This is a genomic window from Amycolatopsis sp. NBC_00348 (genome assembly GCF_036114655.1).
Lineage (GTDB): Bacteria > Actinomycetota > Actinomycetes > Mycobacteriales > Pseudonocardiaceae > Amycolatopsis.
The window spans coordinates 2,090,094-2,105,051 of sequence record NZ_CP107994.1 but is presented as its reverse complement, the minus strand read 5'-3'; the positions used below and the strand labels follow the sequence as shown (position 1 = coordinate 2,105,051).

Genomic DNA, 14,958 nt, shown 5'->3' with positions numbered 1-14,958 from the left:
CCTCCCGCGTGCGCACGTTCACCTGCCCACACTGCGCGAACCTGCTGTTCTTCGAGAACTCGGCCTGCGTGGTGTGCGGTACCGACGTCGGCTTCGACCGCGCGAGCGCGTCGATGCTCCGCACGACCGGACGCGATCGCTGCGCCAACACCGAACTCGCCGGCTGCAACTGGTTCGCCGAGGGCGGTCCCCTGTGCGGCTGCTGCGAGCTGACCCGGACCCGCCCCGCCGACGAAGACGTCGACGCCCTCGACGCCTTCCGCGCCGCCGAAGCCGCCAAGCGACGGCTGGTCTACCAGCTCGACGACCTCGGCCTGCCCGTGACACCGCGGAGTGTCGATCCCCGGCACGGCCTGGCGTTCGACCTGCTTTCCAGTACCGATCAACCGGTCACCACCGGGCACGCCGGCGGCGTGATCACCATCGACCTCGCCGAAGGCGACGACGGGTTCCGCGAAGGCCTGCGCGCGCGGCTGGCCGAGCCCTACCGCACCCTCCTCGGCCACTTCCGGCACGAGATCGGCCACTGGTACTGGGACCTGCTCATCGCCGACGCGCCCGCCGCGTTCCGGAACCTGTTCGGCGACGAGCGGGCCGACTACCAGCAGGCCCTGGCGAAGCACTACGGAACTGCTCCCGGGACCGGCTGGGCGGAGGACCACGTCAGCCACTACGCGGCCGCGCACCCGTGGGAGGACTGGGCCGAAACCTTCGCCCACCTCCTGCACATCCGCGACACCGTGCAGACCGCCGCGGCACTCGGCGTGCTCGTCGCCGGCACGCCGATCGCGCCCCATCCCGGCAGCCAGGTCGACGCCGTCCCCGAAGACCGGACCGACGACGTCGACGAGCTGATCGCGACCTGGATCCCGCTGTCGCGCGCGCTCAACCAGCTCAACCGCAGCATGGGCAAGGACGACCTCTACCCGTTCGCGCTCTCGCCGGCGGTGCAGGCGAAGCTCCGGTTCGCCGGCGCGATCGTCACCGCGAACCGGACACCCACGCGCGGTCAGGACCCGGCGGCCTCCGCGCGCTGAGCCCGCAGCGTGCGGAACGACCTGGTAACCACGGCGGCGCCGGCCATGGTCACCAGGTGTCGCCCGACCGGTTTACGGGCGCCGTGAGCACGGTGGCTTACCGGGGCGCCGTCAGGGATCGCAGCTGGGTGAACGTCTGGCGAAGGGCGTCGCGGAGGTCCAGGTCTTCCGCGGCGTCGACCCAGCGCTGGAAGGCGACCCGGTACACCGCCGCGCCGGTTTCGGCGGCCAGGCCGGCCTCGGTGTCGCCGACGCCCCGGCGGCGAAGCCCGTCGGCGAGCGCAGCTGACATGCCGGCGAGCTTGATCAGCTCCCGCTCCTGGAGTTCGGCGTTCGCCATGATCACCGCGTGCCGCTTCCGGACGAGCTCGCGGTCGTAACCGATGACGTCGGCCGTGGTTTCCAGCGCGGCCACGACGAGATCCAGCGGCGACGTCGTGGCAGGTGCCGCCTCCAGTGCGGCCAGCGCCTTCTCCTCCAGCTCGGCCGCGGCGTCGAAGAGGACTTCGCGCTTGTCGGCGAAGTAGCGGAAGAAGGTGCGGGCCGTCACGCCGGCCCGTTCGGCGATGTCGGCCACCATGGTCTGCTCGAAGCCACGTTCGAGGTACAGCGCCAGCGCGGCCTCACGCAACCGGCCACTGGCCCCCGGCTCCCATCGTCCCATGCCGCCCAGCGTAATACCGCCGCGTCCCGGTTCGCGCATCGATGTCACCTGATGACATCACCGTGCTAGAGTCATGTCATCAGCTGACATCACTTTGGAGGAGACCATGTCACCCACCTCGGCTCAGACGTTCATGGTGGTCGGCGTCCTGCGCGACGACACGGACCTCGCGGAATTCGCCGCAATCCGGAACGACGAAGAGAAACAGCTCGAACTGCTGCGCTCGGCCGGCCGGATCGGCGCCCACTACGTCTCCCCCGCCCGGCGGGCCACGTTCGTCGAGGTCATCGCCGACGACGAGAAGCAAGTCGCGGAAACGCTGGCAACCTTGCCGTTCGCCCGGTTCTTCGACGCCGACGTCTACCCGACCACACCCCCGGACGCCGCGGAGATCGCCCACCGGGCGCGAGCCACCACCGCGTAACCACCTCGTCCCCCACGGGTCGCGCTCGGCTACACATCCCGATAGGACAGGTGTCGACGAAACCCCTTCACCGCAAGGCAAATCGTCGTACGCAGCCGTCGGCCGCGACCTCTGTACGCGGTGCCGGTGCGCGGGGTGAGCGCGCGCACCGGCTCAGCCGATGATCGACGGCAAGCTCAAGGACGACCCTTCACCTGGCGGTGACAGCCGCCCCTGGCACCCTCGGATCAAGGCAGGTGTCACCGCCGGCGCCGAATCAGGGTCGGGAGCGCACCGCTCCGGCGAGAAGCCGCTGCTCGATGTCGGTGGCCGCGGCGGTGCCGTACGTCGTGCGCAGCCGGGCGAGGAATTCCTCGGGGACGAACACGTACTCCTGTCCTCCCGCCGCTTCCAGGGCGAAACTGGCCAGCGCCGCACCGATCCGGGCTGCCTGTGCGAGCCCGGTCTGCCGGCTCAGCCCGGCCAGGAACCCGGCCCGGAAGGCGTCGCCGACGCCCGTCGGGTCGACGACGGTGTCGGCCGGTACGGCGGGGATCGCCTGGAGCGGCTCCGTTCCCGACTCGATCCGGGCGCCGTTTTCGCCGAGCGTGGTGATCCAGCGGCCGACCCGGCGGAGAACGTCGTCGCGGGTCCAGCCGGTGGCCGACAACAGCAGGTCGTGTTCGTACTCGTTGGTGAACAGCAGTTCGGCGCCGTCGACGAGGTCGCGGATCTGCGGACCGGTCAGGCGGGCCAGCTGCTGGGACGGGTCGGCCGCGAAGCGGTAGCCGCGCGTGCGGCAGTCGCGGGTGTGCCGGAGCATCGCGTCGGGGTCGTTGGGGGCGATCAGGACCAGGTCGAGGCCACCGTGGTGGGCGGCGACGCCGGCGAGATCGATGTCGCGGGCCTCGCTCATCGCCCCGGCGTAGAACGAGGCGATCTGGTTCTGGGACTCGTCGGTGGTGCAGAGGAACCGCGCCGTGTGCCGGGTCGCCGACACGTGCACGGAGGTGGTGTCGACGCCGTGGCTCTCCAGCCAGGCGCGGTAGTCGGCGAAGTCGGGACCGACCGCGCCCACCAGGATCGGGGTCAGGTCCAGCTGGGCGAGGCCGAAGGCGATGTTCGCGGCGACGCCGCCACGGTGGATGCGCAGATCGTCGACCAGGAACGACAGGGACACCCGGTCGAGCCGGTCCGGGACGAGCTGGTCGGTGAACCGGCCGGGGAACACCATCAGGTGGTCGGTGGCGATCGAGCCGGTCACGGCGATGCGCATGGTCACAGTCCCGTCGCCCGGCGCAGGTCCTCGACGCGGTCCGTGCGTTCCCAGGGCAGGTCGAGGTCCGGACGGCCGAAGTGGCCGTAGGCGGCGGTCTGGGCGTACAGCGGCCGCAGCAGGTCCAGCTCGCGGATGATCGCCGCGGGACGCAGGTCGAACACCTCCGCGATGGTCTGCTGGATCTTCGCCGGGTCGACCGTCTCGGTGCCGAACGTCTCGACGAACAGCCCCACCGGCGCGGCTTTGCCGATGGCGTAGGCGACCTGCACCTCCATCCGGGTGGCGAGGCCGGCGGCGACGGCGTTCTTGGCCACCCACCGCATGGCGTACGCCGCGGAGCGGTCGACCTTGGACGGGTCCTTCCCGGAGAACGCGCCGCCACCGTGGCGGGCGAAGCCGCCGTAGGTGTCGACGATGATCTTGCGGCCGGTCAGGCCGGCGTCACCCATCGGGCCCCCGACGACGAACCGTCCCGTGGGGTTGACCAGCACCCGCAGGCCGGCGTCGTCGAGGCCGAGGTTCGCCGTCACCGGGCCGATGACGTGCTCGCGGACGTCCGCGGCCAGCATCCGGTCCGGATCGATGCCTTCGGCGTGCTGGGCGGAGACGACAACGGTGTCCAGGGTGAGCGGCCGGTCCCCCGCGTACCCGATGGTGACCTGGGTCTTGCCGTCGGGGCGCAGGTAGGGCATGAGCCCGGACTTGCGGACGTCGGTCAGCCGGCGGGCGAGCCGGTGGGCCAGCGCGATCGGCAGCGGCATCAGCTCGGGGGTGTCCGAGCAGGCGTAGCCGAACATCAGGCCCTGGTCGCCGGCGCCCTGGCGGCCGATCTCGTCCTCGGCCGAGGACCCGGTCCCGGCCCGCGACTCGTACGCGGTGTCGACGCCCTGGGCGATGTCGGGCGACTGCGCGCCGATCGCGACGTTGACGCCGCAGGAGTTCCCGTCGAACCCCTTGGCCGAGGAGTCGTAGCCGATCTCGAGGATCACGTCGCGGACGAGGGCCGGGATGTCGGCGTAGGCCTCGGTGGTGACCTCGCCCACCACGTGCACCTGGCCGGTGGTGACGAGGGTTTCGACGGCCACGCGGGAGCGCGGGTCCTCGGTCAGGAGACTGTCGAGGACGGCATCGCTGATCGCGTCGCACATCTTGTCCGGGTGGCCTTCGGTGACCGACTCGGACGTGAACAGCCGTTGCGGCATGGCAGGTCTCCAGCGTGCTCGGGTGGGCAGGTCGTCGTGGAGCGCGGCCCCGGACTCGCTGCCGGCGGCTCGGAAGTACACAATGGACACACGCGGCACGAGCGCGGAAACGAGCGCCGGCTCGCCGATTGATCCGGCACGCGAAAGGGGCCGGAGCCACACGGTAAACGCGAGAGGGATCGGCGGTCAATCGCGTCCGCGCCCACGCAGCTTTCGGCCGCATCGACGCCGCCATTTCGCCTAGACGCACCTCGGGAACGGTGATGCACATCACTGCCACCGAAGGAGAAATTGCGTCATTCGGACGACGACAGCCGGTCCGTGCCTGTTCGACGAGGGTCACCGGGCCGGCCGTGCCCGGGTGAAACGACGAGGAAGAATCGCGGGGTATCCGGATCTTCGCCGTCGAGAACTGACATCACATTGCGCGCGAGCGACGGCCTGAACCGACGTACTGGCGCACCCCTGAGCACTAGAGTAACTGCCATACTCTATTTTCGGTAACCGATTCGGCTCATGCTGGCGGAGTGGAACGCGCTGGGGATGGCAGTTCTCCCCGCAGCGGTCAAACCGTACCCCGCCGAATCGGAGGAACCCCTTGGACGGCGACATCCAGTCCTATGTGGTCGTGCTCAACGACGAGGAGCAGTACTCGATCTGGCCCGCCGGCCGCGACCTGCCGGCCGGCTGGCGCGGTGCCGGCGTCCACGGTTCCCAGGCGGACTGCCTGGCCCACATCGGCGAGGTCTGGACCGACATGCGGCCGCTGAGCCTGCGCCGGACCGTGGACCAAGCCGCTCCGGCCACCCACCAGTGAAGGACAGCGTGCGAGATGGTGCTTGATGAATTCCACGCCCAGGTGGTCGAAGCGCCGGACGCGGTCGCGGTGCAGGACGGCGACCGGCGGCTGACCTACCGGACCCTGGCCGCGCACGCGTCCGCTCTGGCGGCCCGGCTCACCGAACGAGGAGTGGGCCAGGACAGCGTCGTGGCCGTCTACGCCGACCGGTCGGCGGAACTGGTGGTCGCGGAGCTGGCCGTGCTGCTGGCGGGCGCGGCCTTCCTGCCGCTGGACCCGGCCCACCCGGCCGCGCGGATCCGCCAGGTGCTGGCGCTCTCCCACGCCGCCGCGGTCCTCAGCACCGAGCCGTTGGTGGCCGGTGGCGCACCGCTCGGCGACGACGTCCTGGTGGTCGACCTGACCGGGGAACCGTCCGAGGCGGCCATCCCGGCACCACCCCGGCTGCCCGGCGCCGCACTGGCGTACGTGATCTACACGTCGGGCTCCACCGGCGAGCCGAAGGGCGTCGCGGTGACCCACGCGGGCCTGGCCAACCTGATGCGCTGGCACCACCGCACGTACCGGACGCGGCGGAGCGACCGGTCCACCCTGCTGGCCAGTCCCGGGTTCGACGTCTCGGTCCAGGACATCTGGTTCACCCTGACCGCCGGTGCCGCGCTGGTGATACCACCCGCCGAGGTCCGCACGTCGCCGCCCGACCTCGCCGCCTGGCTGGCCGACGAACAGATCACGGTGACCTTCCTGCCCACCCCGCTGGCCGAGGCCATCCTCGACGAGACCTGGCCCGCGCACACCGCGCTCCGGTTCCTGCACACCGGCGGCTCGGCGATGCAGCGCGGGGTGCCGGCCGGACTGCCGTTCCCCGTCGTCAACCTCTACGGGCCCACCGAAGCCACGGTGAAGGTGACGGCCTGCGAGGTGCTTCCCGGCGGGCCCGTGCCGCCGCCGATCGGCGTGCCCGTCGACGGCGTGCGCTGCTACGTGCTCGACGGGCTCGACCCCGTGCCCGACGGCGAGGCCGGCGAGATGTGCCTGGCCGGCGACTGCGTGGCGCGCGGCTACCTGGGCGACCCGGCGAGCACGGCAGCCGCGTTCGTGCCGGACATCACCGTTCCCGGGCAGCGGATGTACCGCACCGGTGACAAGGTCCGCCGCCGGCCGGACGGGGTGTTCGAGTACATCGGCCGCTACGACGACCAGGCCAAGATCCGCGGGTTCCGGATCGAACCCGGCGAGATCGCCACGGTGCTCAAGCAGCACCCGGGCGTCCGGGACGCCTTCGTGGCCGTCGAACACTCCGGCCGCCCGGACGCGCGCCTGGTCGCCTACGTGGTCTCCCCCGTCGCGCCCGCCGAGCTGGTCGGGTTCGTCGCGGACCGGCTGCCCGCGTACATGGTGCCGGCCGCGATCGTCGCGCTGCCCTCGCTGCCCCTGACCCCCAACGGCAAGGTCGACCGGCAAGCGCTGCCGGCGCCCGACCGCGCCGCGGCCGGCCTGGCCGACGACGTCGTGGCGCCCCGCACCGCGACCGAGATCGCGGTGGCCGGGATCGTGGCCGGGTTGCTCGGCATCACCGAGATCGGTGTGGACGACGACTTCTTCGCGCTGGGCGGGAACTCGCTGCTCGTCGGCAAGCTGGCGGTCCCGCTCGCGACCGAGCTGAACGCCGCGGTGAGCGTGGCGGAGCTGTTCGAGGCCCGGACCGTGGCCGGCCTCGCCGCCATCGTCGACGAGCGGGCGGCCGCGGCCGACGGGCAGGACCCCGTCTCCCCGCTGATCGCGCCGATCCCGCCGCCGCTGCGCCGTTTCCCCCGCGACCGGCCCATCCCGCTTTCCCTGCCGCAGGAACGGGTCTGGTTCTTCGAGCAGCTCTCCCCCGGCAACCTGGCCTACAACTTCCAGTCCACGGTGTCGATGCAGGGCACGGTGAACGTCGACGCCCTGCGCGCCGCGCTGAACGAGATCGTGCGCAGGCACGAGATCCTGCGGACGGCGTTCGTCTCGATCGACGGCGTCGGCCACCAGCGTCCCGTGGCGGCGGCCGAGGCGCCGTTCAAGGTGCTCGACGTCCCGGCCGCGGAGGCCGACGACGTCGTCGCCGCGGAACTGCGCCGGCCGTTCGACCTCACCCGGCCGCCGCCGGCGCGCTGGGTGCTGCTGCGTCACGAGAACGAGCAGAACACCTTCCTGCACGTGGAACACCACTTCGTCCACGACGGCTGGTCACTCTCGATGTTCCTGTCCGAGCTGCGTGTCCTCTACCCGGCCTTCGCCGCCGGAGAGCCCTCGCCGCTGCCCGAACTGGCCGTCCAGTACGCGGACTACGCGCACTGGCAACGGAACTGGATGCGCGGCGACGTGCTCCGCGCGCACGTCGACCACTGGACCGCCCGGCTGGCCGGTGCGCCGGACACGCTGGAGCTGCCCACCGACCACCCGCGGCCGCCGGTGATGAGCTTCCGCGGCCGGGCGCCGCGGATCCTGCTCCCGGCCGAGCTGTCGCGGTCGTTGCGCGCCTTCAGCCGGCAGCACCGGGTTTCGCTGTTCGCCACCATGTACGCCGGCTTCGCGGCGTTGCTGTACCACTACACGGGCCAGCGGGACATGCTCGTCGGGACCGGCGCCGCGAACCGGAACGTGCCCGAACTGGAGCCGTTGCTCGGCATGCTCGTCAACACCCTGGTCCTGCGCACGAAGGTGGCGCCCGACCAGCCGTTCGGCGACCTGCTCGAGCAGGTGCGCCGGGGGGTGGCCGAGACGCTGGCGTGGTCGGACACCCCGGTGGACGCGGTGATCGACGCGATCGACCCGGCCCGCGACCCGTCGCGCACCCCGCTGTTCCAGGTCATGTTCAGCTTCCACGACTCCGCGGTGCCGGACATCGACTTCGGCGGGCTCACCGGCCGGGTCACCGAACGCTCGAACCGCACGGCCAAGTCCGACCTCAACGTGATCGTGATCCCCCGCGCCGAGCAGCGCCTCGGCCGGGCGCCCAGCCCCGAGGACGACGACATCTCGATCATCTGGGAGCACTCGTCGGACCTGTTCGACGAGTCCACCATGACGCGGATGATCTCGCACTACCTGACCCTGCTCGCCGACGCGGTGGCCAGGCCGGACACCCGGGTGGGCGCGCTGCGCCTGCTCGAGGAGGCGGAGGCCGGGCAGCTCGACGGCTGGGCCCACGGGCCGGTGCCGGCCGGCACCTTGCCGGTCACCGAACTGGTCGAGCGGCAGGTGCGGACGCGGCCGGGCGCGGCGGCGGTGAGCTGGCCGGAGGGGCAGCTCACCTACGGCGAACTGTGGCGGCGCGCCGGCACGCTGGCCGGCGAGCTCCGGGAGGCCGGCCTCGCCGCCGAGGAACCGGTGGCGGTGTGCGCCGACCGGTCGGTCGAGCTGGTGATCGGCGAGCTCGCGGTGCTCATGGCCGGCGGGTGCTACCTGCCCGTCGACCCGGGCTACCCGGCGGAGCGGATCACCTTCATGCTGCAGGACGCGGGCGTGCGGAAAGCCGTTGCCACGCCGGAAATGCACCGGCGGCTGCCGTCGTCCTCCGGCAGCTTCCGGGTCTTCGACCTGAGCGCTCGCACCGGCCAGGCCCCGGCCGGCAGCGCCCCGGCCGCCGACCCGGTGGCCCCGGACCGGCTGGCCTACCTCATCTACACGTCGGGATCGACCGGCCGGCCCAAGGGCGTGGCCCTCCCCCACCGGGGACTGGCGAACCTGGTCGGCTGGCACAAACGCGAGTACGACCTGGGGCCGGCGGACCGGACCGCGCTGTTCGCGAGCCCCGGGTTCGACGCGTCGACGTGGGAGATCTGGCCCACCCTGGCGGTGGGGGCCATGCTCTGCGTCGTCCCGCCGAAGCTGCGGGCGGCGCCTGCGGAACTGGTGCGCTGGCTCGCCGAAGAGCGGATCACCGTGGCGTTCCTGCCCACGCCGGTCGCCGCGGCCGTGCTCACCGAGCCGTGGCCCGCCGGCACCGCGTTGCGGGCCCTGCTGACCGGTGGCGACGCGTTGCCCGCCGCGCCTCCGGAAGGTCTGCCCTTCCGGCTGTACAACCACTACGGGCCGACCGAGAACACCGTGGTGGCCACGGCGGGCCTGGTCCCGCCGGGGCCGGCCGGACCGCGGCCGCCGATCGGGCGGCCCATCGCCGGCGTCGACGCCCACGTGCTGGACGCCGAGGGTCGGCCGGTGCCGACCGGGGTCCGGGGCGAGCTGCACCTCGGCGGCACGGCGGTGGCCCGCGGCTACGTGAACCGCCCGGAGCTGACCGCGGCGAGCTTCCCCGCCGATCCGTTCGCCTCCCGGCCGGGCGCCCGCCTGTACCGCACCGGCGACCTGGTTCGCTGGCTGCCCGACGGGCAGCTGGAGTTCCTCGGCCGGGTCGACGAGCAGGTGAAGATCCGGGGGTTCCGGATCGAGCCCGAAGAGGTGGCGGCCACGCTCCGGGAGCACCCGGACGTGCGGGACGCCGCGGTCGTCGTCCGAGCGCTCACGGAGGGGGCCGACGCCTCGCTCGTGGCCTACGCCTGCCGCGACGGCCGGACCGAAACCGCGTCCGACGAGGAACTGCTGGCCTTCCTGCGAGACCGGCTGCCCGCGTACATGGTGCCGGCCGACGTCGTGGTGCTCCCCGCCCTGCCGCTCACCGAACACGGCAAGGTGGACCACGGTGCGCTGGCCGAGCTCGCGCCGCGCACCCCGGCCGTCCCCGAGGCGGAGCAGGTCCCGCGGACGCCGACGGAAGAACGCGTGGCGCAGCTCGCGTCGGCGTTGCTCCGCGACCGGCCGGTGGGCCGCGAGGACGACTTCTTCCGTGTGGGCGGCCACTCCATGCTGGCGGCCCGGCTGGTGACCCAGGTCAACGACGCGTTCGGGGTCGAGGTGCCGATCGCGCGGTTCCTCCAGCGCCCCACCGTGGCGAGCCTGGCGGACGCCGTCGCGGTGGCGACGGCCGGACCGGCGCCGGGTTCCGGCCCGATCCGGCCGGTCACCCGCCGCTCGGCCACGCGGCTGCTGTCCGAGCTCGACCGGCTCACCGACGAGGAGGTCGCGTCGCTCCTGCTCGACGCGGAAGGAACGGCCGAGGGGACCGGGGTGCAGCAGTGAGCACGACCATCGAACCGGAGACCGGGGACCGGCGGGCCCGGCTCGCCGCCCTGCTCCAGCAACGGTCCGAAGAGGACAGCCGGACGCCGCTCTCCTACGCGCAACGGCGATTGTGGTTCCTCGACCAGCTGCAGCCGGGAAGTGCGGTGTACAACGTCCCGCTCGGTTACGACATCACCGGTCCGGTGCACGTCGCAGCGCTCGAACAGGCGCTGACCGAAGTCGTGCGGCGGCACGAGATCCTGCGCACCGCCTTCCGGTCGGCCGGCGGGACACCACACCAGGTGGTCCTGCCGCCCGGCCCGGTGTCCGTCCCCGTCGTCGACCTGACCGCGCCCGGCCGGTCGACCGGCGAGGTGACGCGGCTCGCGGACGAGGAGGCCGGCACCCCGTTCGACCTGGTGGCCGGCCGGGTCCTCCGGGCCCGCCTGCTGCGCCTGGCCGACGAGCGGCACCGGCTGCTGATCACCGTGCACCACCTCGCCTGCGACGCCCCGTCGGTCGGCGTGCTGGGCCGGGAGCTCGAAGCGCGGTACCGGGCCGCGCTGGCCGGCGAGGACCGGCCGGCGGCCGACCTGCCTGCGCAGTACGCCGATTTCGCCGAATGGCAGCAGAGCACGCTGGCCGGGCCCGAGCTCGACCGGCTGCTGGGGTACTGGACCGACCGGCTCGCCGGCATGCCCACGCGGCACCTGCCCACCGATCACCCCCGTCCGCCGGTGCAGACCTTCCGGGGCGCCGCGCTCTCGTTCGAACTGCCGGCCGACGCGGTCCGGCGGCTGGAGGAGCTGGGCCAGGCGGAAGGGGCCACGCTCTTCAGCGTCCTGCTCGCGGCCTTCGCGGTGCTGCTGCGGGCCCAGTCCGGCGAGGACGAGGTCGTGGTCGGCACCCCGGTCTCCGGGCGGGAACGGCCCGAACTGGCCGGGCTGATCGGGTTCTTCACCAACACCCTGGTGCTCCGCTGCGACGTCGCGTCGCGCCCGACGTTCCGGGAGCTGGTCCAGCGGCTGTGGACCGAGGTCAAGGGCGCGCTGGCCCATCAGGACCTGCCGTTCGAGCGGCTCGTCGAACAGCTGCACCCCGACCGCGACCTCGCCCAGAACCCGTTGTTCCAGGTGCTGTTCAGCTACCGGTACGAAGAGGAGGGTGCGGGACTGCGCCTGGACGGCTGTGAGGTGAGCCCGGTGCTGGGCGACACCGGCACGGCGCGGTTCGACCTCACGCTGAGCCTCGCGCGCACTCCCGCCGGCTTGACCGGCCGGCTGGAGTACAACACGGACCTGTTCGAGGCCGCGACGGCCGAGCGGATCGCCGAGCGGTACGTCAGCGTCGTGACCGCCGCCGCGCAGGCCCCGGACCGGCCCGTCGACGAGCTGGCCGTGCTGCCGCCGGCCGAGCTGGCCACCCTGGCCGGCTGGCAGGCCGGGACCCGGACCGGGATCGACGACGTCCTCGTGCACCAGGTGCTGGCGGAGCAGGCGGCCGCGACGCCCGACGACGTCGCCGTGGTCGCCGCCGACGCCACCCTGACCCATCGCGAGCTCGACCGGCTCGCCGAGCGGGTCGCCGCGGACCTGCGCCGGCTCGGCGTGGCGCCGGACGAGCCGGTCGGCGTCCACCTCGGCCGGACCTCCACGCTGGTGGTCACCCTGCTGGGGATCCTCAAGGCGGGCGCGGCGTACCTGCCGCTGGATCCCGGCTACCCGCGGGATCGGCTCGCGTTCATGATCGGCGACGCCGGCGTGCGGCTGGTCGTGGCGGACCCGGGAACGGCCGCCTCCGCCCGGCGGCTCGGCGCCGAGCAGGTGCTGGTGCCCGACCTGGCCGGGGCACCGGACATCGAGCCGGCCGCTTCGCCAGCGGTGACCACCCCCGACAACCTGGCGTACGTGATCTACACGTCCGGCTCCACCGGGCGACCCAAGGGCGTCATGGTCACCCACCGCAACGTGGTCAACCTCTTCGCCGGGATGAACGAGGTCTTCGGGGCCGACGAACCCGGCACCTGGCTCGCGGTGACGAGCGTTTCCTTCGACATCTCCGTCGTCGAGCTGCTGTGGGCGTTGACACGCGGCCACCGCGTCGTGCTGCGCGGCGAGCCACCCCTCCCCTCGGCCGCGGCCGAGGCGGAATCGGCCACGGCCGCCACGGCCCGCGCGCGCCACATCGACTTCAGCCTGTTCTACTTCGGCAGCGACTCGGAGGCCAACGCCGGTGATCGCTACCGCCTGCTCCTGGAGGGCGCGAAGTTCGCCGACCGCAACGGCTTCACGGCGGTCTGGACCCCCGAACGCCACTTCCACCAGTTCGGCGGGCTGTACCCGAACCCCGCGGTGATGGCCGCGGCCGTCGCCGCGATCACCGAGCGGGTGCAGGTCCGCGCGGGCAGCGTGGTGCTGCCGTTGCACGACCCGGTGCGGGTGGCCGAGGAATGGTCCGTCGTGGACAACCTTTCGGCAGGCCGGGTGGGAGTTTCGCTCGCTTCGGGCTGGCACGCCAACGACTTCGCGCTCGCCCCGGACCGGTTCGAGAAGCGCAAGCAGCTGATGATCGACGGGCTCGCGGAGGTCCGGCAGCTGTGGAGTGGCGGGAAGGTGCCGCGGCGCAACGGCGCCGGCGCCGAGATCGAGGTCGGCGTGTTCCCCCGGCCCGTCCAGCCGGAGCTGCCGGTGTGGCTGACCAGCGCCCGTCATCCGGAGACCTTCCGGATGGCCGGCGAGGCCGGCACCGGGGTGCTCACCCACCTCCTCGGGCACAGCCTGGAGGAGCTGAGCGAAAAGATCGCGCTGTACCGCGAAAGCTGGCGCGAGCACGGGCACGGCCCCGGGGACGGCCACGTGGCGGTCATGGTCCACACCTTCGTCGGCCAGGACCTCGACGAGGTGCGGGAGCTGGTCCGGGAGCCGATGAGCCGGTACCTGGAGACCTCCTTCGACCTGATCGCCTCGCTCGGCGCCACCACCGGCAGCGCCGAGGAGTTCAAGGCGTTGCCCCCCGAGGACCTGCGGGCGCTGGTCGACCGGGCGTTCGACCGGTTCTTCGCCACCGCCAGCCTGCTCGGCACCCCGCAGGTCTGCGCCGACACGGTGGACCGGATGAAGGCCGCCGGCGTCGACGAGGTCGCCTGCCTGATCGACTTCGGCGTCGACGAGCAGGCGACACTCGACGCCCTGGCGCACCTGACGACGGTCCGGGAGATCACCGGCGAACGCCGGGAAGCCGCGCTCGCCGAACCCGAAGCGCCGATCGCCGACCAGCTGCGCGAGCACGCGGTGACGCACCTGCAGTGCACACCGTCCTTGGCCCGCGCCTTGCTGGCGGACAAGGACGCCCGAGCCGAGCTGCCCCGGCTCAGCCGGCTGCTGGTCGGCGGCGAGGCGCTCCCCACCGACCTGGCCGGCGAACTCGCCGGCGCCGTCGGCGGCACGGTGCACAACATGTACGGACCGACCGAGGCCGCGGTCTGGGCGACGACGTCCCGGATCCGGCCCGGCGCCGGCCCGGTGCGCATCGGGCGGCCGCTGGCGAACGTCCAGGCCTACGTGGTCGACCGCGAGACGCGGCCGTGCCCGGCGGGCGTCCCCGGAGAGCTGCTGCTCGGCGGCAGCGGTGTGGTCCGGGGGTACCTCGGCCGCACGGAGGTGACCGCCGAACGCTTCCAGCCCGATCCGTTCGCCACCGAGCCGGGCGCCCGGGTCTACCGGACGGGCGACCTGGCCCGCTGGGCTCCGGGCGGCGAGCTCGAGTTCCTCGGCCGGGTCGACGACCAGGTGAAGCTGCACGGTCACCGGATCGAGCTCGGCGAGATCGAGACCGCGCTCGCCGGGCACGCCGGAGTCGCTTCGGCGGTCGCGGTCATCCGGGGCATCGGCGCGGAGCAACGGATCGTCGGCTACTACGTCCCGGCCACCGGCCGGCCGACCACCGCGGCCGAGTTGCGGGCCTTCCTCGCCACGCGGTTGCCCGGCTACATGGTGCCCAGCGCGTTCCACCCGATCGACACGGTGCCGCTGACCCCGAACGGCAAGGTCGATCGCCGGGCGCTGCCCGAGCTGTCGGCCGCGCGGCCCGACGGACCCACGGCGTACGCGCCGCCCGCGAACGCGACCGAGCGGCTGGTCGCCGACGTGTGGCGGGAAGTGCTCGGCGTCGACCGGGTGGGCGTGGACGACAGCTTCTTCGAGCTCGGCGGCAACTCGCTGCTCGTGGTGGTGGCCCGGGCCCGGTTGCTCGAACGCCGGGAAAGCGAGCTCTCACTCGTGGACATGTTCCGGTACCCGTCCGCGCGGGCGCTGGCCGAGGCCATCGACCGCAAGCCCGCCGGCGGGGCCGACGAGGCGGTCGGCGCCGGGGCCGCCCGGGCCGCCGCGCGCCGCGCCGCCGGCCAGACCGCCAAGCGGCGCAACGGAAAGGCGGGAACGTGAGCGTGCCTGTGAGCTGTTCGACCCGGCATCGA

Annotated in this window: 8 protein-coding genes; 5 read left to right on the top strand and 3 right to left on the bottom strand. The window is 72.8% G+C overall.

The window, feature by feature from the left end:
• Window positions 1-8: 8 nt before the first annotated feature.
• On the top strand, window positions 9-1,037 hold the full coding sequence (locus OHS58_RS09410) for a zinc-binding metallopeptidase family protein (protein WP_328647921.1): 1,029 nt from the start codon (window positions 9-11) through the stop codon (window positions 1,035-1,037).
• Window positions 1,038-1,134: 97 nt separating this feature from the next.
• Here the strand turns inward: OHS58_RS09410 and OHS58_RS09405 are convergent, their stop codons facing one another.
• Window positions 1,135-1,701 carry a TetR family transcriptional regulator gene (locus tag OHS58_RS09405; protein WP_328647920.1) on the bottom strand — a complete coding sequence of 189 codons (567 nt, stop codon included), beginning with the start codon at window positions 1,699-1,701 and terminating at the stop codon, window positions 1,135-1,137.
• Between the two features lie 106 nt (window positions 1,702-1,807).
• Here OHS58_RS09405 and OHS58_RS09400 point away from each other — a divergent pair, with 106 nt between their 5' ends.
• Window positions 1,808-2,125 (top strand): muconolactone Delta-isomerase family protein, encoded by a 318-nt coding sequence (locus OHS58_RS09400; RefSeq protein WP_328647919.1) that lies wholly within the window; start codon window positions 1,808-1,810, stop codon window positions 2,123-2,125.
• 256 nt (window positions 2,126-2,381) lie between these two features.
• Here OHS58_RS09400 and OHS58_RS09395 read toward each other — a convergent pair whose 3' ends face one another.
• Both OHS58_RS09395 and metK read right to left on the bottom strand, forming a co-directional pair.
• Window positions 2,382-3,380 carry a carbohydrate kinase family protein gene (locus OHS58_RS09395; RefSeq protein ID WP_328647918.1) on the bottom strand — a complete coding sequence of 333 codons (999 nt, stop codon included), beginning with the start codon at window positions 3,378-3,380 and terminating at the stop codon, window positions 2,382-2,384.
• Between the two features lie 2 nt (window positions 3,381-3,382).
• Window positions 3,383-4,585 carry a methionine adenosyltransferase gene (metK, locus tag OHS58_RS09390; RefSeq protein ID WP_326950195.1) on the bottom strand — a complete coding sequence of 401 codons (1,203 nt, stop codon included), beginning with the start codon at window positions 4,583-4,585 and terminating at the stop codon, window positions 3,383-3,385.
• A gap of 598 nt (window positions 4,586-5,183) precedes the next feature.
• Between metK and OHS58_RS09385 the strand changes: the two genes are divergently transcribed.
• Genes OHS58_RS09385 through OHS58_RS09375 form a run of 3 tightly spaced genes read left to right on the top strand, consistent with a single transcriptional unit; the run spans window position 5,184 to window position 14,926 of the window.
• The gene (locus tag OHS58_RS09385; protein ID WP_326950196.1) at window positions 5,184-5,402 is read left to right on the top strand and encodes an MbtH family protein; all 219 of its coding nucleotides are present in this window, start codon (window positions 5,184-5,186) and stop codon (window positions 5,400-5,402) included.
• A 15-nt stretch (window positions 5,403-5,417) separates the two neighbouring features.
• Window positions 5,418-10,502, top strand: a complete 5,085-nt coding sequence (locus OHS58_RS09380) for a non-ribosomal peptide synthetase (protein WP_328647917.1) — start codon at window positions 5,418-5,420, stop codon at window positions 10,500-10,502.
• The gene (locus OHS58_RS09375; protein ID WP_328647916.1) at window positions 10,499-14,926 is read left to right on the top strand and encodes a MupA/Atu3671 family FMN-dependent luciferase-like monooxygenase; all 4,428 of its coding nucleotides are present in this window, start codon (window positions 10,499-10,501) and stop codon (window positions 14,924-14,926) included. The genes OHS58_RS09380 and OHS58_RS09375 overlap by 4 nt, the downstream gene beginning before the upstream one ends.
• Window positions 14,927-14,958 lie beyond the last annotated feature (32 nt).

Excerpts from the sequence above, each read along its gene's own strand:
- OHS58_RS09405 (WP_328647920.1), bottom strand. The coding sequence starts at position 1,701 with ATGGGACGATGGGAGCCGGGGGCCAGTGGCCGGTTGCGTGAGGCCGCG.
- OHS58_RS09400 (WP_328647919.1), top strand. The coding sequence starts at position 1,808 with ATGTCACCCACCTCGGCTCAGACGTTCATGGTGGTCGGCGTCCTGCGC.
- OHS58_RS09395 (WP_328647918.1), bottom strand. The coding sequence starts at position 3,380 with ATGCGCATCGCCGTGACCGGCTCGATCGCCACCGACCACCTGATGGTG.
- metK (WP_326950195.1), bottom strand. The coding sequence starts at position 4,585 with ATGCCGCAACGGCTGTTCACGTCCGAGTCGGTCACCGAAGGCCACCCG.
- OHS58_RS09380 (WP_328647917.1), top strand. The coding sequence starts at position 5,418 with ATGGTGCTTGATGAATTCCACGCCCAGGTGGTCGAAGCGCCGGACGCG.